At 62.8% G+C, this 16,899-nt stretch carries 21 protein-coding genes; 6 read left to right on the forward strand and 15 right to left on the reverse strand.

Annotation, left to right across the window (positions count from 1 at the left end; genetic code table 11):
- Nucleotides 1-125: 125 nt before the first annotated feature.
- The 10 genes from ACX80A_RS01520 to ychF form a co-directional block, all read right to left on the reverse strand.
- The gene (locus tag ACX80A_RS01520; RefSeq protein WP_459257931.1) at nucleotides 126-1,820 is read right to left on the reverse strand and encodes a glycosyl hydrolase family 18 protein; all 1,695 of its coding nucleotides are present in this window, start codon (nucleotides 1,818-1,820) and stop codon (nucleotides 126-128) included.
- A gap of 115 nt (nucleotides 1,821-1,935) precedes the next feature.
- Entirely contained in the window at nucleotides 1,936-2,523 is a 588-nt protein-coding gene (locus tag ACX80A_RS01525; protein WP_459257932.1) for a zeta toxin family protein, read from the reverse strand.
- Entirely contained in the window at nucleotides 2,523-2,882 is a 360-nt protein-coding gene (locus tag ACX80A_RS01530) for a TA system antitoxin ParD family protein (RefSeq protein WP_459257933.1), read from the reverse strand. Before ACX80A_RS01530 ends, ACX80A_RS01525 begins: the two co-directional genes overlap by 1 nt.
- A gap of 31 nt (nucleotides 2,883-2,913) precedes the next feature.
- Nucleotides 2,914-3,171 (reverse strand): type II toxin-antitoxin system RelE family toxin, encoded by a 258-nt coding sequence (locus ACX80A_RS01535; RefSeq protein WP_459257934.1) that lies wholly within the window; start codon nucleotides 3,169-3,171, stop codon nucleotides 2,914-2,916.
- Nucleotides 3,168-3,416: a type II toxin-antitoxin system Phd/YefM family antitoxin gene (locus ACX80A_RS01540; RefSeq protein ID WP_459257935.1), complete on the reverse strand. Its 249-nt coding sequence runs from the start codon at nucleotides 3,414-3,416 to the stop codon at nucleotides 3,168-3,170. The genes ACX80A_RS01535 and ACX80A_RS01540 overlap by 4 nt, the downstream gene beginning before the upstream one ends.
- Before the next feature lie 291 nt (nucleotides 3,417-3,707).
- Nucleotides 3,708-4,535 carry a nucleotidyl transferase AbiEii/AbiGii toxin family protein gene (locus ACX80A_RS01545; RefSeq protein WP_459257936.1) on the reverse strand — a complete coding sequence of 276 codons (828 nt, stop codon included), beginning with the start codon at nucleotides 4,533-4,535 and terminating at the stop codon, nucleotides 3,708-3,710.
- Nucleotides 4,532-5,074, reverse strand: a complete 543-nt coding sequence (locus ACX80A_RS01550; protein WP_459257937.1) for a type IV toxin-antitoxin system AbiEi family antitoxin domain-containing protein — start codon at nucleotides 5,072-5,074, stop codon at nucleotides 4,532-4,534. The genes ACX80A_RS01545 and ACX80A_RS01550 overlap by 4 nt, the downstream gene beginning before the upstream one ends.
- Nucleotides 5,075-5,274: 200 nt before the next feature.
- On the reverse strand, nucleotides 5,275-5,565 hold the full coding sequence (locus ACX80A_RS01555) for a type II toxin-antitoxin system RelE/ParE family toxin (RefSeq protein WP_459257938.1): 291 nt from the start codon (nucleotides 5,563-5,565) through the stop codon (nucleotides 5,275-5,277).
- Complete coding sequence (locus ACX80A_RS01560) at nucleotides 5,562-5,795, reverse strand: type II toxin-antitoxin system ParD family antitoxin (protein WP_459257939.1); 234 nt, start codon at nucleotides 5,793-5,795, stop codon at nucleotides 5,562-5,564. The genes ACX80A_RS01555 and ACX80A_RS01560 overlap by 4 nt, the downstream gene beginning before the upstream one ends.
- Before the next feature lie 82 nt (nucleotides 5,796-5,877).
- The gene (gene ychF, locus ACX80A_RS01565) at nucleotides 5,878-6,963 is read right to left on the reverse strand and encodes a redox-regulated ATPase YchF (RefSeq protein ID WP_459257940.1); all 1,086 of its coding nucleotides are present in this window, start codon (nucleotides 6,961-6,963) and stop codon (nucleotides 5,878-5,880) included.
- An 86-nt stretch (nucleotides 6,964-7,049) separates the two neighbouring features.
- Between ychF and ACX80A_RS01570 the strand changes: the two genes are divergently transcribed.
- A complete protein-coding gene (locus ACX80A_RS01570) occupies nucleotides 7,050-8,321 on the forward strand; it encodes a DNA recombination protein RmuC (protein ID WP_459257941.1) in 1,272 nt (423 codons plus the stop codon).
- Between the two features lie 31 nt (nucleotides 8,322-8,352).
- Here the strand turns inward: ACX80A_RS01570 and ACX80A_RS01575 are convergent, their stop codons facing one another.
- Together ACX80A_RS01575 and ACX80A_RS01580 are read right to left on the reverse strand one after the other, a co-directional pair.
- The gene (locus tag ACX80A_RS01575) at nucleotides 8,353-9,438 is read right to left on the reverse strand and encodes a 4-hydroxy-3-methylbut-2-enyl diphosphate reductase (RefSeq protein WP_459257942.1); all 1,086 of its coding nucleotides are present in this window, start codon (nucleotides 9,436-9,438) and stop codon (nucleotides 8,353-8,355) included.
- 62 nt (nucleotides 9,439-9,500) lie between these two features.
- Complete coding sequence (locus ACX80A_RS01580) at nucleotides 9,501-10,370, reverse strand: hypothetical protein (protein ID WP_459257943.1); 870 nt, start codon at nucleotides 10,368-10,370, stop codon at nucleotides 9,501-9,503.
- Between the two features lie 172 nt (nucleotides 10,371-10,542).
- On the opposite strand from ACX80A_RS01580, the gene xseA reads away from it, so the two are divergent.
- On the forward strand, nucleotides 10,543-11,895 hold the full coding sequence (gene xseA / locus ACX80A_RS01585; protein WP_459257944.1) for an exodeoxyribonuclease VII large subunit: 1,353 nt from the start codon (nucleotides 10,543-10,545) through the stop codon (nucleotides 11,893-11,895).
- Nucleotides 11,892-12,143 (forward strand): exodeoxyribonuclease VII small subunit, encoded by a 252-nt coding sequence (locus ACX80A_RS01590; protein WP_459257945.1) that lies wholly within the window; start codon nucleotides 11,892-11,894, stop codon nucleotides 12,141-12,143. The genes xseA and ACX80A_RS01590 overlap by 4 nt, the downstream gene beginning before the upstream one ends.
- Before the next feature lie 22 nt (nucleotides 12,144-12,165).
- Here the strand turns inward: ACX80A_RS01590 and ACX80A_RS01595 are convergent, their stop codons facing one another.
- From ACX80A_RS01595 to ACX80A_RS01605, 3 genes are all read right to left on the reverse strand, one after another.
- Nucleotides 12,166-13,020, reverse strand: coding sequence for a PPK2 family polyphosphate kinase (locus ACX80A_RS01595; protein WP_459257946.1), 855 nt, complete (start codon nucleotides 13,018-13,020; stop codon nucleotides 12,166-12,168).
- Nucleotides 13,021-13,040: 20 nt separating this feature from the next.
- A complete protein-coding gene (locus tag ACX80A_RS01600; RefSeq protein WP_459257947.1) occupies nucleotides 13,041-14,258 on the reverse strand; it encodes a pyridoxal phosphate-dependent aminotransferase in 1,218 nt (405 codons plus the stop codon).
- Nucleotides 14,259-14,355: 97 nt separating this feature from the next.
- On the reverse strand, nucleotides 14,356-14,787 hold the full coding sequence (locus tag ACX80A_RS01605) for an NUDIX hydrolase (protein ID WP_459257948.1): 432 nt from the start codon (nucleotides 14,785-14,787) through the stop codon (nucleotides 14,356-14,358).
- 79 nt (nucleotides 14,788-14,866) lie between these two features.
- On the opposite strand from ACX80A_RS01605, the gene ACX80A_RS01610 reads away from it, so the two are divergent.
- The 3 genes from ACX80A_RS01610 to ACX80A_RS01620 are packed head-to-tail and all read left to right on the forward strand — an operon-like array spanning nucleotide 14,867 to nucleotide 16,889.
- Nucleotides 14,867-15,304 (forward strand): MarR family winged helix-turn-helix transcriptional regulator, encoded by a 438-nt coding sequence (locus ACX80A_RS01610; protein WP_459257949.1) that lies wholly within the window; start codon nucleotides 14,867-14,869, stop codon nucleotides 15,302-15,304.
- 15 nt (nucleotides 15,305-15,319) lie between these two features.
- Nucleotides 15,320-16,330 carry a nitronate monooxygenase gene (locus tag ACX80A_RS01615; RefSeq protein WP_459257950.1) on the forward strand — a complete coding sequence of 337 codons (1,011 nt, stop codon included), beginning with the start codon at nucleotides 15,320-15,322 and terminating at the stop codon, nucleotides 16,328-16,330.
- 43 nt (nucleotides 16,331-16,373) lie between these two features.
- The gene (locus tag ACX80A_RS01620; protein WP_459257951.1) at nucleotides 16,374-16,889 is read left to right on the forward strand and encodes an Lrp/AsnC family transcriptional regulator; all 516 of its coding nucleotides are present in this window, start codon (nucleotides 16,374-16,376) and stop codon (nucleotides 16,887-16,889) included.
- Nucleotides 16,890-16,899: the final 10 nt, after the last annotated feature.

The following is a 16,899-nucleotide window of genomic DNA, read 5'->3' on the forward strand; positions in this document are numbered from 1 at the left end:
GTTACAGAGAGGTGACATCGGGCTCATCGCAACCGTGTTGTTACCGAGATGCAACCAAATTTGATTTCTGCGTCCGCGGAGGGCCTCCAGGCAGACAGTGCCTACAGCTGCTTTGCGGCAGGACGTCAGCCGTCCGCCGGCTTCCACGGCCCCCACTGCTCGGCGCCGGGGACATCACCGCGGGTCCACCACTGCGTCCGGTACACCTCGCCCTCGAAGATCACGCGACGGCCCTCGGTATAAACCTCTTCCTTGTCCCAGGCCACGGGTTTGGCCTCCGCAGCCTCCTCGACAGACAGTGAGGGTGCAGCTGCCGGCGCAGCGCCCGGCGCCCGCGTGACTGGCGCCGCAGTTGGTGTACTGGGTGATTGGACCGCGGTCTCGGGCATCAGCCGGTCACGGGCCGCACCCTCGGGAGCTTCCCGCAACTTATCGGACAGCTCGGCGAAGAGCGAGCCGTCCCGGTTGCCCGCCAGATCCCACCACATGCCACCGCCGAGCCCCTTCTCCCTGATGTAATCGCTCTTGAGACGCACAGTTTCAGGGTTGTCATAGCTCCACCACTGGTCGCCGTCGAACCGCCAGGCCGCCGCAAGCTTCGGGTCGGTAAATTCCTTACCGACCTCGAGCAGTTCGTCGTAGTCCTCAAGACCGGGCTCCTCGCCGCCCGGCGCGGGTCCGGTCGCCGCACCCCACGGCTCCGCGGAGTCAGCACCCACCCAGCCCCTGCCGAACGCAGCGAGGCCGAGCCCGAGCTGGGCAGGATCGATTCCGGCATCGAGATAGGCACTCACTGCCTGGTCCACCGAAAAACGCTCACCGTCTGAGCGTGGATCTTCCGGATCGTCAAGGAGGTTTCCCTGATGGCCGGTGAGCCCCGGCTCCCACGTTCCCCAGAGGTCGTAGCCCTGGATGTTTCCGAAGTCCAGGTATTCGAACAGTTCAGGCTCGTTCCAGCCGCCGGCCTCGATCACCTCCGGATTCGCAGGAAGGAAGGCGCTCAGGGAATAGGAGGCTCCCGTGCTGGCCCCATAGGCGTCGAGTTGCTCCCGGAATTCCTGCAGCAGCAGCCGGAAGTTCTCGGCGTCGTTCTCGGCATCCACCCCATTCCCCTCGAGCCCGTTGTCGCTGCCGGGCCACTCCCAGTCGATGTCGATGCCGTCGAAGATACCGGCTGCAGCCCCGCTCCCTCCCCTGCCCTCGATCAGCGGAAGGTTTCCCTTGATGTACAGGTCGATGCAGGACGCAACGAGTGCCTTGCGGGATTCATCGGTTGCCGCGGCGCGTGAGAAGTTCTTCGACCAGGTCCACCCGCCAAGTGAGATCACCGCACGCAGCCCCGGGTTGGCAGCCTTCAGCTGCCGGAGCTGATTGAAGGATCCGGCCAGCGGCTGCTCTGCCGTGTCGCCGGTGCCGGCGATGGAGCCGGCGGCGTCGTAGGCCATGCCGTAGTCCGCCCATGCATCGGAGGCGCCGTCGGAACCGTCCGGACCGCTTCCTTGAGCCTTGTTGGCTTCGAAGCAGGTGAGCGTCTCGTGGTGGATGTTACCGAAGGCGTAATTGATGTGGCTCAGATTTCCAGCAGCGCCCGAATCCTGAAGAGTCTTCATGGAGTATTGACGCCCATAGACTCCCCACTGAGGGAAGTAGCCGACGCTCCGGTAGCCGTTGATTCGGGCCGGGGTGGTGGCGGGATCCTCGGCGCCGGTCTCCTCCGAGGGGTCCTGAAATGAGCAGGAGGCAATGCCACTGATTCCCAGCAGAGCCACGACCGCCAGGACGCCGATCCGCTGTGTCGGGCGCAGGCGCACTCGTTTCATTCTTTCCTCCGGCATGTGGGACCAGCGCCGGCAGGCAGCGGCCTCTCTAGGCTACGGTATGAAGCTTGCGGCGGCTGGATCCGAGTGGAAGGTTCGGCCTAATGGCGCGATGTACTCATGTTTCAATCCTGACTTCAGCCTCCCTCAGCAACTCAGGCGTCCACGTCGGCCAGACTGGGGTGCCGATGAGCACGCCGTGCTCAATCAAAGCACACGGACGAAATGGCTTGCGTGCGCTGCTGTTGTCGAGCACTTTGGTCACATCGGCGATCCGGATCGCCCCGCAGAGGAGCCCCCACAGACGCTCGTACCGTTCTCGGATCTTCTGCTCAGGCACCTCGTGTCCGCCGCGACGCACGCGCTCAAGGACGCGCTGGACGGTGAGCTCCACCGGGACGATGATCACATGAAGGTACACGAGGTATCCGGCATCTACGGCGTCTGAGACAAGATGAACCTTACTAGGGTGTGAAAACACAGTCTCCGAGATGAAAGACTTGCCGTCGGCGATCCGCTCGCGACGCTGCGCTTCGGCGATCTGCGCGGCCTCGGAGGCATGCGCGGCCTGTGCTTCGGGCCACAGCGAAGCGGCGATCTCGTCGGCATTGATAAACGGCAGGCCGGTCGCTGGCTTCAGGACATCACGAACATAGCTGAACTGCCCGGCACCGTTGGCTCCAGCCAGCAGATGCAGCAGCGGCATCAGCCGCGAGCCGGGTGAATGAGGAGGTTGCCGTCGTCGTCGACCTCTGAGTACGACTCGCCTGCGGCGGCGAACTGCGCCGCGTAGTCCAACTCATCTCGCCGCGCCGTCATGCGACTGACCCATTCCTCTCGGACAATGGCCTGTTCCTGCTCTCCGAGCGAGTCGTATGAACCCGTGCCTGCGAGGACCTGACTGATCGCACGATGGTTCACCCGCGGCGACATCTCCAACTCACGTCCGATGCGTGCCCAATGGGCAATCTGCTGAGGCACAGTTCGCGACGTAACGAGCGTCGCTGCAAGGGCGGACTCGTATACGTCCGTCGGAAGCCGGGTGGGCTGGCTTGTCCTAGTCATAGCTCATTGTAGCACCGTGCTACAGCTACGCTCAGCGACTGTAAACGTCGCGACGGTGGCCGACCGTGATCACGGCAACGACAAGAACGTTGTCGTCGACGGTGTAGATGATGCGGTAGTTCCCTACCCTGACTCGGAGCCCGGGTCGCCCCTGAAGCAACTTGGCCCCTGGTGGCCGCGGATCCTCCCCAAGAAGCGCAATCGCCCCGCGAATGCGGTCACGATCCTGATGATCGATGCGCCTCAGAGCACGAACTGCAGCAGGGCGCAGCTCGATTTGGTAGCTCATGTCCAGCCTAAATCTGCCTTCACCTGAGCCCAGGGGATATTTGGACCTTCCTCAGCTATTGCCTGGTCGAACGCAACAACATCTTCGGCGTCTTCGAGCGCCTCAAGCATCCGCTCATACTGCTCGGGGCTGACGACCACGGCGGCGCGCTGACCGCGCCGCTCGATAAATACGGCTTCGCTCTTCGACCGGGCAATGACGTCAGAAAGATGGTTGCGTGCATCCGCGACGCTGACAGTAGACATGTCTTCATTGTACATTTTGGTGACATTGATGTACATGAAGCAGCGAGTGGCCAGACTACGACGTCGGACAGCCCGTCCGACTGAAGAAAGCCCGCAAGAATTTATTTAGACGTTGAAGCGGAACTCGACCACGTTCCGTAGTCGAATAACCTCAGCGCATTTTCGCCGCTACGCCCGCGGCAGAGCCCGGCGTAGCGGCACGGTGATGGGCAGTGTCGGGTCGGCGTTGGCGGGTCTGGTCGTTGTTGCTGAGGTTGGCCTGGAGCTCATCCTGCCGTGCTCGGTGACCACTCAGCCGGCTGCTGCGATGCGTTGCACGAAGTCGTTCGCCCAGACGATGGCCTCTTCGGCGGTCGGCAGCAGGTCCAGGCCTTCAACTGCTTCCGCGTAAAGAGTGTCCCAATGTTCACCCGCGACGATAAGCGGCGGCCATGCCTGTTGCCGCCGGTAGTCGAAGAGCCGGATGCACGTCGCCGCGACCTGTCCGAGGTCGAGATCTTCGCCCTTGTCGAGGAGTTGGAGGTCAGCGAGGTCGCGGGCACGTTCACTGCCCTCAGCGGAAGCGGCGTGAAGCTTCTGTGCAACCTGATGGTCTGCGCGCATGACCGGCACCGGCTTCGGCGCTTCGAGGCCAACCTCGGTGAATAGCCCGGCCAGCTCGTCGGCGAGTTGGAACTCGGGTTTGTCGGCGTCGCCGATCTCGTTGTGACCAAGCTCGAACTTTACTGTGCACCACGGTCTGCCCCGATAGTCGAGCTTCACCTCGAAGGGCTGCATGACGTACGTCCTCGGAATGGCTGGCGGCCGGGGCGCGGCTTTCTCGACCAACCGACCGGTGAATCCGGCCCAGCCTTCCGCCAGTGCATTCTCGAACCCGATACGGAATTGAGTCAGCTTCTGAACCCGAGCGGCGTCGAGGTCCTTGGTGAACCGCGTCCCGCGCCCGTAACGCAGCGCCATCGCGCTTCCACCCTTGACTGCTCCCCCGGGGAGCATCTGGCCAACGACGACCAACGCCATACTGACCCTGCGACGCTGGGCCAATCCGTCGTCACCCTCAAGGTTGCGGATGCGCTGCTCCAAGGCGCGCACGCTCGTCGGCGTGCCGGTGTACTTCACGACTGCAGTCCTTTCCTCACTAGCTGCCACTCGGTGGTCGTCAACAGTCCTTCCGCCCGCGCCTGCTTAGTGGCATCCAATAGGCGTTCGGTCTCGATACGCCCACGGCACTCAAGGAGGGCATCGGCAACGGGTTGAGACTCAAGGCCCTCATAGAATGTCGTATGCACGTCGCCTCTTACCTGCGTCAGCTCAACGAATGTGGGCAGCTTCGGGCGCGCGCGCCGGCGAACTGCCACCTTGATCTGTCGAGGGTTCACATCGGCGAACCCGAACAGGGCCAAAACTGACTCACCATGGAGGTATGCACCCTCACCAGCGCGTAGGAGCGCCTCGGCGAACTGGTCGTACCGGCTAGGAGGAACATCCGGTACGCGGTACAGCCCGTACGCGACGTGCTCTAAGCCGCCTCGGGCAGCCAACTTGGGAAGCTCAACCGCCGGAACACCTTCCTCGACGGCTTCCCTAGTGGTCACATAACCGTAGTGATCGAGCGCTATCTCACGCACGATCTCCCGGTACTTAACCTCGGTAGCCACGTCACAACTATACCGAAGACGGTAGTGTTGTGACAAACACTTCGGTCCTCGCCCGCGCCCTGAGGCGGAACTCAGCTACACAGTGAATCTATATTCCACCACGTTCCGTAGCCAAATAACCTTTGAAGTCGCCGTAACGACCGACGTGCTCCGACCGCGGCCGCCGTTCCCGGGAAGCCGCGCGACTCTGCCGCGTCGCGTCACATGCGCCGGAAGCCATCCATCCTCTCGTGCAGGATGCGGATGACGTCGACGTGGTCCGCGCCGGGAACGTAAAAGACCACATGGCTGCCGATCGCGTAGCTCCGATATCCCGTGCGAATCTCGTCCCGAGCACGCCCGCGGCGAGGGTCGGCGGCGATGCGCTCGATCGCGCCTTGCAGCTCACGGATGTACTTCTCCGCCTGTCGGGTGTCCCAGCGCTCCTCGGTGAAGTCCCAGATCGACGAGAGGTCTCGCTGCGCGGCCGGCGTGAGCCGGCATTCACTCACGACATCTTCGCGGCAACGAAGGCGTCGAAGTCAAAGGCCTCCGCCTCGCCGCTAGCTTCGCCGGCCATGAGCGCGGCACGCAGCGCAGCGAGCTGGAGCTCCTGGTCTTCTAGCAGTCGCAGGCTGGCGCGGACTACCTCGCTCGCTGAGCGATACCGGCCGGCGTCGACCTGTTCGGCGAGGAAGTTCGCGAAGTGGTCGTCCAGGCTGATCGATGTGTTCGTTGCCATTAGGTCATCATACCAAGAATTGGTAATTTTGCGGTGAGACCACGTGTTCTGACGTCAGTTCTGCGCAAGGTTCCAGATGCGACTACACATTGAAGCGGAATTCAACCACGTCGCCGTCGGCCATCACGTATTCCTTGCCCTCAATCCGGACCTTGCCGCGGGACTTGGCCTCGGCCATGGACCCGGCTTCGACGAGGTCGGAGAAGGAGACTACCTCGGCTTTGATGAAGCCGCGCTGGAAATCGGTGTGGATAACACCGGCCGCCTCCGGCGCGGTGGCTCCCTTGGTGATGGTCCAGGCCCTGGTTTCCTTGGGTCCGGCCGTCAGGTAGGTCTGCAGGCCGAGGGTATGGAAGCCGACGTGCGCCAGTTGATCGAGACCGGATTCGCTTTGCCCATTCATTTCGAGCATTTCGCGGGCTTCTTCCTCATCGAGCTCCACGAGATCGGATTCGAGTTTGGCATCGAGGAAAATGCAGTCGGCTGGGGCAACAAGTTCGCGGAGTTCTGCTTGGCGTTCCCCGTTGCCCAGCACCGAGTCGTCAGCGTTGAAGACGTAGATGAAGGGCTTCGCGGTGAGCAGGCTCAACTCGCGAAGGTGCTCCATTTCCAGCTTGTCGCTCGCCACCGACGCGAAAATGGTGTCACCACGCTCCAGCACCGACTGCGCCGCAACCATGGCGGCGAGCTGCGCAGGTTCGCGCTTCTTGATCTTGACTTCCTTCTCGACCCTGGGAATTGCTTTCTCGAGGGTCTGGAGGTCAGCAAGGATCAACTCAGTATTGATGGTTTCCATGTCGGAGCGGGCATCGACCTTGCCATCGACGTGAATGACGTCCGGATCGTCGAAGACCCGGATGACCTGGGCAATGGCCTCGGCCTCACGGATGTTAGCCAGGAACTGGTTGCCCAGCCCCTCCCCCTCCGAGGCACCCTTGACGATACCGGCGATGTCCACGAAGGAAACGGTGGCGGGCAGTATCCGCTGCGACCCAAAAACTCCGGCCAGCTGTTCCAGCCGAGCATCGGGCAGGCTGACCACCCCCACGTTGGGTTCGATGGTCGCGAACGGATAGTTAGCCGCGAGCACATTGTTGCGGGTGAGCGCATTGAAAAGGGTTGATTTGCCGACGTTGGGCAGTCCGACGATGCCAATAGTAAGAGCCACGGAAATAGAGTCTACCGTTCACCCCCGCTTCCACCGCGCCGCCGGTGGTCAACCAAAATGTCGGTCGGGACTGACATGGTGGTGCCATGGACGGATTCATCGTGGTTGTGGTTATTTTGGCAATACTTATTGGTGGCATTCTTGGGGCTGCCGGCATGGCATGGGCCGCGCGGCCGAGGGTCCAGCGCCTCACCGAGGAACTTGACGACGTCGGCGAGCGGCTGGGCAGCACCAGCGCTGCGTTGGCCACCGCCTCAGCGGAAAATCGGATGCTCGTGACGCAGAATCGCGAGCTCACGAATCGCTCAACCGGTGACCAGTCGGTGCTGCAGGCCCTTGCCCCGGTTGCGGACAAACTGAATCACCTGCAGTCCCAGGTCGGGATCCTTGAACGCGATCGGGTTGAGCAGTTCGGACAGCTCGCCGAGCAGCTCCGCGAGGCTCGGCACTCGGATGCCCAGCTCCTCTCCACCACGCATTCGCTCACCGCTGCGCTGCGGAGTAACAGTGCACGGGGGCAATGGGGCGAGGTGCAGTTACGGCGGGTCGTCGAGGCAGCGGGCATGCTGCCTCGCGTCGATTTTCTTGAGCAAGCTACGATCACGCTGAACGCCGGCGCGAAAGATACGTCCGCCCGGCCGGACATGATCGTGCAATTGCCCGGTGGGAAGCAACTGGTGGTGGACGCGAAGGTGCCGTTGGCCGCTTTCCTCGACGCACAGGAGCTACCCGAGGGACCTGATCAGGGCAACTCTCCCAATCGGCGGGATGCGTTGCTACAACAGCATGCCAAGGCCCTCCGTGCCCACATCGATGCACTCGCCCGGAAACGGTATTGGCAGGGCGTAGACAACACCCCCGAACTGGTGGTGTGCTTCATTCCCGTGGAGTCGGTGTTGTCCTCGGCTTTGCATGCTGACCCCGGCCTCCTCGACTACGCCTTTACCCGCAATGTTGCCCTGGCATCCCCGGTATCGCTGCTGACCATCCTTAAAGGTGCGGCGTATAGCTGGCGCCAGGATGTTCTGACCGAGCATGCCAAAGAACTGTTCGAGCTATCCCGGCAACTCTATGATCGGCTCGGCACCATGGGCGAGCATGTGACGAAGCTGGGGAACTCCCTCAAGACCTCGGTAGAGAAGTACAACTCGTTTGTCGGGACGCTCGAATCCAGGGTGTTGCCAACCGCCCGGCGGATCAACGAGTTCGATTCAGCGTCACTAGCCTCGGCTCACCCATCGGAGACGTCGAACCCGTTGCGGGTCTCACCGGTGGAATCTACCCCCCGGTTGCTCAGCGCGGCCGAGCTACTCAACCCGAAAAACGAGGAATCCGACGACGATCGGCGAAGCGCCTAGCCGGACCAGCGACGTTGCGATGAGCCATCCGTCAGCGGTTGGGACGGGGGCCCCTGCCTCCGATTCCGCTGGTGGAATCTCCCATGGCTTTCAGCGTGGCGCGGATTTCCTTAGGCAGGGAGAAAATGATGTCTTCCTCCGCCGTCACCACTTCCTCGACGTCGCCATACCCGTACTCGGCGAGGAGGCGGAGCACATCCTGGACCAGGTTTTCGGGAACCGACGCACCGGAGGTCACGCCAACCGTTGCAACACCCTCGAACCAGCTTTCGTCCACCTCATTGGCGAAATCCACCCGGTAGGAGGCCTTGGCGCCGTATTCAAGCGCCACTTCTACCAGTCGAACAGAATTGGATGAGTTGGCCGACCCCACAACGATCACCAGGTCGGAACTCGGTGAGATCTTCTTGATCGCAGCCTGGCGGTTCGAGGTGGCGTAACAGATATCGTCGCTCGGCGGGTCCTGCAGGGTGGGAAACCGTTCCTTGAGAAGGTTGACCGTCAGCATCGTCTCATCCACGCTGAGCGTCGTTTGAGACAGCCAGATCACCCTGTCTGGATCACGCACCGTTACCTTGTCCACGTCCTCGGGACCGTTGACGATCTGGATGTGCTCGGGGGCTTCGCCAGCGGTCCCCTCAACTTCCTCGTGACCCTCGTGGCCGATCAGGAGAATATCGAAATCGTCCCTTGCGAACCGGACTGCTTCCTTATGAACCTTGGTGACCAGTGGGCAGGTAGCGTCGATCGTGCGCAGTCCGCGGTCCTCTGCGGACTGGATGACCGCTGGTGACACCCCATGGGCCGAAAAGACAACCAAGGCACCCTCAGGTACCTCGTCGTTTTCCTCGACGAAGATTGCTCCCTTTTCCTCAAGTGTGGTGACCACATGCAAGTTATGGACAATCTGCTTGCGCACGTACACGGGAGCACCGTAGTGCTCGAGCGCCTTCTCGACGGCGATCACTGCCCGATCCACCCCGGCACAATAACCACGGGGGGCAGCGAGCAGAACCTTACGTCCACCGAGGACGGGCTGCGCGGCGTCTATCTCCGCAGGCGAGCGCCGCCTTCGAGGTACTGAAGGCATGGGCACTGAAACTGCTGTGCTGGTCATCCCCCAATGCTAACGGCTGGAAGCCGTTCACCCCGAGGCGGCCGGCGGCTATCCGCTCAGAGCTAAGCCGCCCTCGTCCGCAGCACGCCACCGATCAGTCTTGCGGCTACGCCGATCACGAACAGCACCACCCCGACACCAACCACAGCCAAACAGAGCGGCTCGACGTTCGCCATGGACCGAGCCACCAGCCCGTCCTGAAAAAGCCCGGCAATCGAGCCGTCGGGTGTTCCACTTTCGGCCCGCACCCGATCCAGAATGCCGGGCACCGCACCTACGCCCGCCCAGTACAGCCCACCGAGTACTGCTGTCCCGAGACCCAGAAGGGCAAGGGTGGTGCCCCGCCGGTGGGCGAGCGCCAGCGCTAGCAAAGCGCTCACCCCGGCCCCGATCGCCAGCCCCGGCCACAGGCCGGAAACTGCCGTCAACTGCCCTAGGGATGCCTGGTGCGCGGGTGATCCAACCTCCACGAGAGTCTGCTCCGGCACCGGCACTTCCATACCAAACCCTGAACCCACCGCCTGAATGACGAGCGCAACCACTGGCGCCAGATCAAGCCTCAGTGGCTGGGGCGACTCCACACCGGTTGAGAGGGAGGCATCGGTGGGGAAACTCAGGTCATGGGATCGGCGAAGGGACTCGTCCCACGCTGCGGGATAGCCAGGTAACGCTGTCACGTTAGCTGCTGCGTCAGCTATCAGCGGCTCAATAATTCCTGCAACGGCAGGAGGGAGCCCGACATTGGCTATGGCTTCGTCAGCCAGAGCCGAGGTCAACTGGGCCTGAAAATCGGGATCAGCTCCGAGTGGTCCCGCCAATTCGACGAAGCCATCCGCCTGGACAATATTCCTGTCGATCCAGACTCCCGGTAGGGTCGCCCCAGCCAGCACGAGCGCAATGAGCGCAAAGATTGCCGAACCAATAGTCCGCATTGTTAGCCCCCGACTCGTTGTGAAAGAAGTATCGATTATGCCTTCACCCGCTGGACTATTCCTCCACACCGGGTCCGCGTGGACCCAATCGGGGGCGCAAGCTGATAAACATTAAGGGAACACGGCGGGTCCGCCTTGCAGTGTTCCCGCCACAAGTTGGGAGTGTCAACTGATGAATAATGACGGCGCAGCGCAGCCGCGCAACGCCTCCAACGGTCTGCGCGTGCAGGATCAGGACCTGATTGACGCGGGCCGAGCCCACCCCACCACGCTTCCGGCTACTGCGGCCGAAACGTCGGCCGAACGTCCCTGGCCACTTCACCTCCTCTCCGAGAAGCTGAAGGCCCATCTCGAGCGCGCCCCCGCCGCCTGGGTTGAAGGTCAGGTCATCGAGGTCAACCACAGGTCCACCATGTGCTTTATGACGCTGCGCGATGTTGACGCCGAGGTGTCGCTGCCCTTGACGATCCGGGCCAATGTGCTCTCCCGCCTTGAACTTCCGCTTGAGCATGGTTCGCGGGTGGTCGCTCAGCTGAAACCTGACTTCTGGCTCAAGACCGGACGGCTGTCCATGCAGACTTGGCAGATTCGACAGGTGGGCCTGGGAGACCTGTTGGCGCGCATCGAACGGCTTCGACAGTCGCTCGCCGCCGAGGGACTGTTCGCCGCACGGCTGCGCAAGCCCCTGCCGCTTCTCCCCCACCGGATCGGATTGATCACCGGTCGCGGGTCCGACGCCATGAAGGACGTCCTCCGCAATGCCAGTCTCCGCTGGCCAGCAGTCGAATTCGAGATCCGGGAAGTTGCTGTGCAGGGGGTGGGTTGCGTGGGCCAGGTGACGGCTGCTCTGGCCGAACTGGACGCTTTGCCCACCGTCGACGTCATTATCATCACCCGCGGCGGCGGCTCGTTGGAGGACCTGCTGCCGTTCAGCAGCGAAGAGATGGTTCGGGCAGTCTCAGCAGCGCGCACTCCCGTGGTCAGCGCCATCGGGCATGAGGCCGACCGACCCCTGATCGATGAGGTGGCTGACCTTCGCGCGTCCACCCCCACCGATGCCGCTAAGCGGGTAGTTCCCGACGTCGCCGAGGAATTCCAGCGGATTCGGCAGTCCCGGATGCAACTCTCGCGGGTCATCGACACCCTCGTTTCACGGGAGACGGAGCGGCTGGCCCATCTGCGGTCGCGGCCCGTGCTGGCGCAGCCCGAGGGAATGGTGTCGGTGCGGGTGGACGACGTCGAACGGTTGCGTGGGCGCGCGCGCCTTGCCGTCACCTCGGCGGTCGCACGCGACGTCGACCGGGTGCACCACCTGCGCACCCAGATCCGGTCCTTGTCGCCCCAAAACACCCTCGACCGCGGCTACGCGGTCGTCCAGTTGGAGGACGGATCCATCGCCCGGGACGCTGCCGCAACACCAACCGGAGCTCTCCTGAAAATCCGCCTGGCACGCGGCGAACTCGCCGCCTCGGCCCTCGCCGCAACCCACACCGCCCGGTCCACCCACCCTAAGGAAACCCCATGAGCCAGCCCCCAGGACCCACGACCGGAGACCAGGCGGCAGAGCCTGACGTCAGCGGGTTGTCCTACGAACAGGCGCGGGAGCAACTGGTGTCAGTGGTCAGCCAACTAGAGGCTGGCGGCGTGACCCTGGAGCGCTCCCTGGCCCTCTGGGAAAGGGGCGAAGCGCTGGCCGATCACTGCGAATCGTGGCTGGAGGGGGCCAAGAAGCGTCTCGCCGCGGCGCGGGACAAGGCCGAACAGGCAGGCTAACGGGATGCTCGCGAGCGGCCGGTCACGACTGCGCCAGCCGTACTTTCTCCGCCGCCACGTCGAAGGCGGCGGGCGGCCAACTAAGCTGCATCTCCTGGAGTGCGTCGATGATCAGCTGTTGCACCGCGATGCGGGCGTACCATTTCCGGTCCGCTGGGACCACATACCACGGCGCCTCTGGGGTGGCAGTACGTTCAATGGCTAGCTGGTAGGCCATCTGGTAATCGGCCCACAGTCCGCGTTCGTCGAGGTCGCTAACGTTGTATTTCCAGTGCTTGTCCTCCCGCTCGAGGCGGTCGGTCAGCCGCTTCTTCTGCTCTTCCGGACTGATATGGAGCATGACCTTGATGATGCGGGTTCCCGAGGCGATCAGGGACGCTTCGAAGTCGCGGATAGCGCCGTACCGTTCCTCTATCACCTTCGGTTCGGCCAGCCCGCGCACACGCTGGATGAGGACATCCTCATAATGGGACCGGTCGAAGACACCGATCATTCCCGGCCCAGGGAGTTGCTTTTTGATGCGCCACAGGAAATCGTGGCGTTTCTCCGCAGGGGTAGGGGTCTTGAACGCGTGATGCTTGACGCCCTGAGGGTCGACTGCGCCGACCACGTGGCGGACAATCCCACCCTTTCCTGCAGTGTCCATTGCCTGCAGGACTACCAGAAGCGAGATCTCGCTGCCAAACCTACTTTCGGCAAACAGTTTCGTCTGCAGCTCCGAGAGCTGGGCGCGCTCCTCGGCCAGCTTGATCTGCCCCATCTTCTTGCCGCCTGAGAACCCGGGGGTTGATCGGGGCAGGATCGACGCGAGATCAACGTCCGGCCCGGCAAGTAGTGTCTCAGTGGGGCTAGTCGTGAATGCTGAAGTAGACGGCACGGTGTCCTTCCAGGAGCGAGCTAGGGCTTGTAGGTACTCAGGAACTCAGCGAGCCGACCAATGGCATCCTCGAGGTCGGCGACGTTGGGTAGGGTGACCATCCGGAAATGGTCGGGGTTGATCCAGTTGAAGGCCCGGCCATGCGAGATCAGGATCTTTTGCTGCTTCAGCAGGTCAAGGGCAAACTGTTCGTCATCCTTGATCGGATACATCTCCGGGTCGAGCCTTGGAAACAGGTACAGGGCTCCCTGCGCCAGCTCGCAGCTCACCCCGGGAATATCGTTCAACAGCTGGTAGGCCTTGTCGCGCTGCTGTTTCAGTCGGCCCCCGGGCAAAATCAGGTCGTTGATACTCTGGTGCCCGCCCAGCGCAGTCTGGATTGCGTGTTGAGCAGGAACGTTGGCGCACAACCTCATGTTGGCCAGCAGGTTGATTCCCTCGATGTAGTCAGCTGCCTGGTGCTTGGGTCCGGTGATGGCCATCCAGCCACTGCGGAACCCGGCAATCCGGTAGGCCTTCGACAATCCGCTGAACGTCAGGCACAGGACGTCTTCCCCAGTGACAGTTGCCGCGTTGATGTGGACTGCGTCGTCGTACAGGATTTTCTCGTAGATCTCATCGGCGAAGATGATGAGCCCATGTTCGCGGGCCAGCTTCACCATCCCGTCGATGATGGAGCGGGGGTAGACGGCGCCCGTCGGGTTATTGGGGTTGATCAGCACAATTCCCTTGGTGCGGCTGGTGATCTTTGACGCCAGGTCCTCAAGGTCGGGCCACCAATGGTTGTCCTCGTCGCAGAGGTAATGCACGGCTGTCCCGCCGGCCAGGGACACTGACGCGGTCCACAGCGGGTAGTCCGGCGTAGGCACCAATACCTCGTCGCCGTTGTTGAGCAGGGCCTGCAGCGATAGGGTGATCAGCTCGCTGACCCCGTTGCCGAGGTATACGTCGTCGACGTCCATGTGGGTGAGACCGCGACTCTGGTAGTACTGCACCACAGCGGTCCGGGCGGAAAATATCCCGCGGGAGTCGCTGTAGCCCTGGGCCTTGGGCAGGTGGCGGATCATATCCACCAGAATGGCCTCCGGCGCTTCGAAACCGAAGGGCGCAGGATTACCGATGTTGAGCTTGAGAATCCGGTGGCCCTCGGCCTCCATGAACTTGGCGTGGTCGAGCAGCGGTCCCCTGATGTCGTAGAGAACGTTTCGGAGCTTGGTTGACTGCTTGAATTCTGCCATTTACACAGGATGCCACAGCCGAGCGGCGGGAGACGTGATTAGCGCCCGGCGGCGCCCGCCGCTCCGCTGTTCGGGACGGCCAATCGACTACCGATCCTCATCGTTGATGCCCCATCGCCAGGGCAATATCGACCAGACCCACCCGATCAAGGTCCGGCAGCTCCTCAAGATCCACCCAGGCAGCCCGATCGGTGGATCCATTCGCCTCGTGCCGCAGGAATCCTTCAACGGTGTGCGCCCGATAAACCACCCGCAGAGCATGCATCGGCCGGGTGGAGTTGGTCAGGCGATCGGACGCTGAAATGTGCAGGCTGTCTATTCCCAGCAGTTCATCCAGCGCGGCGGTGTAGCCGGTTTCCTCGAAAATTTCCCTGACTGCCGCGGTGGGCGCATCCTCGCCGAGTTCCAGACCGCCCCCGGGCAGCGTCCACCCGGTAGCGCCCGAGTCATTCCAGTGCGCCAGGAGAATCTTGCCGTCGTTGATAATCAGCCCGTAGGCTCCGACCCTTGTGTCCCAGGCAGCAGTCATGGCGCCAAGTCTAGCCAGCCGGTCAGGCAGCATGAACCCATACTTGACGTGGCACCGAAAAAGTTAACTACTTAACAGTATGGATCTTCGACAATCGACTGTCTTCAAGCTTCACCGGGCGACAACCCTGGTGAATAGGGTGTCGGATGAGTACCTCCACGCCCGCCACGGAGTCCGCTATGCACCGTTCCTGGTCCTGCTTGCCCTCCGTATCGCTGGCCCCTCCCCCCAGCAGGCCATCGCCCAATCGCTCGACGTGAGCCGGGCTTCAATCACGCAGCGCGTCCAACAGTTGAAGCAGCTGGGTCTAGTGGATGTCACTATCAGCACCAAGGATCAGCGGGCTAACGTAGTTGCCCTGACGATCTCTGGCCGACGCCTGACCGATGCGGCATGGCATGGGCTCGAAACGACGCTCGACGGCGTCGACGAGGGTCTCGACGACGCCGTCCTGCGGCGTCAGCTCGACCGTTTGATTGCCAACTGCACCGCGGCGCTGGATGACCACGCCAACTGAGCAAAGGATCCTCTGATGTTCCCCTCCCCCATTATCGCGGCGCCCATGGCCGGCGGGGTATCAACCCCGGCACTGGTCAGTGCAGTTGCGCGGGTTGGTGGCTTCGGCTTCCTGGCAGCCGGGTACAAATCGGCGGACGGCATGCGCGCAGAGATTGCTGCGGTTCGGGCCAGCGGCCTGCCCTTCGGGGTTAACCTCTTTGTGCCCGGCCCTCCGGCCAGCAACAGTGATGAGCTGCAGGCCTACCGAGACACCCTCCGCCCCCTTGCGGACCGTTATGGGGTGCCTCTCCCCGAACCCCGCTACGACGATGATGCCTGGGACTCCAAGATCGATTCACTGCTGGCCGAGCCGGTACCCTTCGTGAGCCTGACATTCGGCCTTCCCGACCGCTCGGTGATCAGAGCCCTCCAGGACCGCGGCACGGTGGTGATCGCAACAGTGACCCGCCTGCGGGAACTCCTTATCGCCCAGGACCGCGAGGTGGACGCCGCGGTCATCCAGCATGCCTCGGCTGGGGGACACAGCGCCGTTTTCGACGCTGGCACCGGCCCAGACGATTCCACCGTCGACGTCGCAGCCCTGACGGCTGACCTTATTCGACATGCGACCGTCCCGCTCATGGCCGCGGGCGGATTGACTGGTGGATCGGATATCCGACAGGTGCTCGCGTCCGGAGCGATCGCGGTGCAGCTGGGCACGTTGTTCGTGCGCACGCACGAGAGCGGCGCACGTCAGCCACATAAGGACGCGCTCGGGTCTCCAGACTTTCCTCGGACCGCGATTACCCGGGCGTTCAGTGGACGTCCGGCGAGGGGTCTGCAGAACCGGTTTATCAGGGAACATCGCGATGCCCCGCTGGGATACCCCGAGCTGCACCATGTGACAGCACCCCTGCGCGCCGCGGCAGGTGCAGCGAGGGACCCGGACGCTATGGCACTGTGGGCGGGCACCGGGTATCGCTCGGCCCCCGCGATCGGGGCGGCCGAGCTGGTTGGCCAGCTGTTGGCTGGGCTGGACCGCTAGGGTGGAGGTCAACCGCCGTCGTTCACAAGGAAGTGGCTTGCCCATGGCCGAAGACGCCGCACCTGAGTCATTCGCCCCCATCGCGCTTGCGCGGGACGCCCTGGTGCTTGATCAGACCGACCAACTGATCCTCAGAGAGCTGGTCGCTGACGCCAGGATGACCAACGCGCAACTCGCCGAACGGATTGGCGTAGCCCCCTCCACCGCTCTGCTGCGGACCCGCGCTCTCGTGGAGCGCGGCGTGATCAGTGGCTACCATGCACAGCTCGACTTCGCGGCGGTTGGCAGGGCGGTGCAGGCTATGGTCTCGGTACAGCTCAAGGGCCATAACCGCGAGGAGATCGATCGATTCACAGCGCGGGTTCCGAATTTGCCCGAGGTAGTGTCGACCTTCCATGTGGCGGGATCCGTGGACTATCTGTTGCACCTAGCGGTGCCCAGCACCGATGTCCTCAGGGACTGGGTCCTGGATCATCTGACGACCGATCCGGTGGTGGGACATACCGAGACCACCCTCGTGTTTGACCACCTGCCGGGCAATACCGGGGTGCTTCCGTAGCCTGGTGACT

Source organism: Arthrobacter sp. TMN-50, assembly GCF_054511125.1.

Excerpts from the sequence above, each read along its gene's own strand:
- ACX80A_RS01615 (WP_459257950.1), top strand. The coding sequence starts at position 15,320 with ATGTTCCCCTCCCCCATTATCGCGGCGCCCATGGCCGGCGGGGTATCA.
- ACX80A_RS01580 (WP_459257943.1), bottom strand. The coding sequence starts at position 10,370 with ATGCGGACTATTGGTTCGGCAATCTTTGCGCTCATTGCGCTCGTGCTG.
- ACX80A_RS01605 (WP_459257948.1), bottom strand. The coding sequence starts at position 14,787 with ATGACTGCTGCCTGGGACACAAGGGTCGGAGCCTACGGGCTGATTATC.
- ACX80A_RS01600 (WP_459257947.1), bottom strand. The coding sequence starts at position 14,258 with ATGGCAGAATTCAAGCAGTCAACCAAGCTCCGAAACGTTCTCTACGAC.
- ACX80A_RS01520 (WP_459257931.1), bottom strand. The coding sequence starts at position 1,820 with ATGAAACGAGTGCGCCTGCGCCCGACACAGCGGATCGGCGTCCTGGCG.
- ACX80A_RS01590 (WP_459257945.1), top strand. The coding sequence starts at position 11,892 with ATGAGCCAGCCCCCAGGACCCACGACCGGAGACCAGGCGGCAGAGCCT.
- ACX80A_RS01530 (WP_459257933.1), bottom strand. The coding sequence starts at position 2,882 with ATGACTAGGACAAGCCAGCCCACCCGGCTTCCGACGGACGTATACGAG.
- ACX80A_RS01575 (WP_459257942.1), bottom strand. The coding sequence starts at position 9,438 with ATGACCAGCACAGCAGTTTCAGTGCCCATGCCTTCAGTACCTCGAAGG.
- ACX80A_RS01535 (WP_459257934.1), bottom strand. The coding sequence starts at position 3,171 with ATGAGCTACCAAATCGAGCTGCGCCCTGCTGCAGTTCGTGCTCTGAGG.
- ACX80A_RS01610 (WP_459257949.1), top strand. The coding sequence starts at position 14,867 with ATGGATCTTCGACAATCGACTGTCTTCAAGCTTCACCGGGCGACAACC.
- ACX80A_RS01620 (WP_459257951.1), top strand. The coding sequence starts at position 16,374 with ATGGCCGAAGACGCCGCACCTGAGTCATTCGCCCCCATCGCGCTTGCG.
- ACX80A_RS01525 (WP_459257932.1), bottom strand. The coding sequence starts at position 2,523 with ATGCCGCTGCTGCATCTGCTGGCTGGAGCCAACGGTGCCGGGCAGTTC.
- xseA (WP_459257944.1), top strand. The coding sequence starts at position 10,543 with ATGAATAATGACGGCGCAGCGCAGCCGCGCAACGCCTCCAACGGTCTG.
- ACX80A_RS01560 (WP_459257939.1), bottom strand. The coding sequence starts at position 5,795 with ATGGCAACGAACACATCGATCAGCCTGGACGACCACTTCGCGAACTTC.
- ACX80A_RS01570 (WP_459257941.1), top strand. The coding sequence starts at position 7,050 with ATGGACGGATTCATCGTGGTTGTGGTTATTTTGGCAATACTTATTGGT.
- ACX80A_RS01540 (WP_459257935.1), bottom strand. The coding sequence starts at position 3,416 with ATGTCTACTGTCAGCGTCGCGGATGCACGCAACCATCTTTCTGACGTC.